This is a genomic window from Mesorhizobium sp. M7A.F.Ca.CA.002.04.1.1 (assembly GCF_004022805.1).
GTDB classification, from domain to species: Bacteria; Pseudomonadota; Alphaproteobacteria; order Rhizobiales; family Rhizobiaceae; genus Mesorhizobium; species Mesorhizobium ciceri.
In genome coordinates this window covers 1-1,277 of record NZ_RZPL01001065.1, presented here as the reverse complement: position 1 = coordinate 1,277, position 1,277 = coordinate 1, and the positions used below count along the sequence as shown (strand labels likewise).

General features: G+C 66.7%; 2 protein-coding genes and 1 pseudogene. All 3 read left to right on the top strand.

What is annotated here, in order from left to right; all coding sequences use genetic code 11:
- On the top strand, positions 1-484 hold a 484-nt coding region (locus ENZ75_RS32130; protein ID WP_206617158.1), incomplete at its 5' end, for a 2-dehydro-3-deoxygalactonokinase.
- Complete coding sequence (locus ENZ75_RS32125; protein ID WP_063169670.1) at positions 481-1,122, top strand: 2-dehydro-3-deoxy-6-phosphogalactonate aldolase; 642 nt, start codon at positions 481-483, stop codon at positions 1,120-1,122. The genes ENZ75_RS32130 and ENZ75_RS32125, both read left to right, overlap by 4 nt.
- Positions 1,119-1,277 (top strand): annotated as a pseudogene (locus ENZ75_RS35795) (SMP-30/gluconolactonase/LRE family protein); the annotation flags it as partial. The gene ENZ75_RS32125 and the pseudogene ENZ75_RS35795, both read left to right, overlap by 4 nt.

Here is a 1,277-nt window from a genome sequence, read left to right as displayed (position 1 = left end):
GGTCGAGGATGGCTCCGTTACCGGCTTCGGCACCTGGCCGACCGGCGAGCTGTTTTCCGTGCTTGCCGCGCCCTCGATCCTGCGCCATTCGCTCGGCGAACATCCGAAGCCCGTCACATCGGACAATCCGTTCTTCCGCCGCTGGTGCGAAACCGCATTGGGCGAAGGCGGCGATATCACCTCGCGACTGTTTTCGATCCGGGCCGCCGGCCTGCTGCAGGATCTGAAAGCCGACGATGCCGCCGCCTGCCTGTCCGGCCTTTTGATCGGCGGCGAGATCGCCTCCGCCAGCCGCCGGCATGGCGCCGGCGCCGAACCCGTGGTGCTGATTGCCTCCGGCGCGCTGGCCGCACTCTACCAGGCCGCACTTGGGCTTGCTGGGCTTGAGCTCCGGGCCGTCGACGCCGACGAGGCAGTGCGTGCCGGTCTCGTCGAGGCGGCGCGCGAGAACGGCATGATCGCCAGAATTGGAGTTGCCCGATGAGCCAGACCGCACCGTTTCCAAAACTCAAGCGCGGCCTGGTTGCCATCCTTCGCGGGCTCAAGCCCACCGAGGCGATGGCCATGGGCCAGGCGCTGTTCGACGCCGGCATCGAGGCGATCGAAGTGCCGCTGAACTCACCGCAACCGTTCTCGTCGATCGCCCGCATCGTCCAAGTGCTGCCGAAAACGGCGCTGGTCGGCGCCGGCACGGTGCTGACGCCGGCCGATGTCGATGGCTTGCACCAGGCCGGAGGGCGGCTGCTGGTCAGTCCCAACATCGATGCCGAGGTGATGGCGCGCGCCATGCATTACGGCATGGTGACGATGCCCGGCGTGTTCACGCCGACCGAAGCCTTCCTGGCGATCAAACTCGGCGCCTCGGCCCTGAAATTCTTCCCGGCGAGCGTGCTGGGCACCGGCGGCATTTCCGCGATGCGCGCGGTGTTGCCGGCGCAGACATTGGTCGGCGCCGTCGGCGGTGTCTCTGAAAAAGATTTTGCCGGCTACAAGGCTGCCGGCGTGACCGCCTTTGGTCTGGGCTCCAGCCTGTTCAAGCCGGGCATGAGCGTCGACGAGGTGGCCGCGCGTGCGCACGCTGCCGTCGCGGCCTGGGATGCGGTGTTCGGAGAAGCAGGATGAGCGAAGCGATCGTTTCGGTTTTTTCCGATCACGTCTGCCAGCTCGGCGAGGGGCCGAGCTACGATCCCGCCACCGATACGCTCTACTGGTTTGACATCGTCAACAGCCAGCTTCTGGAAAAGCGGCTGTCCGGCGGCGCGACCACCGTCCATGAG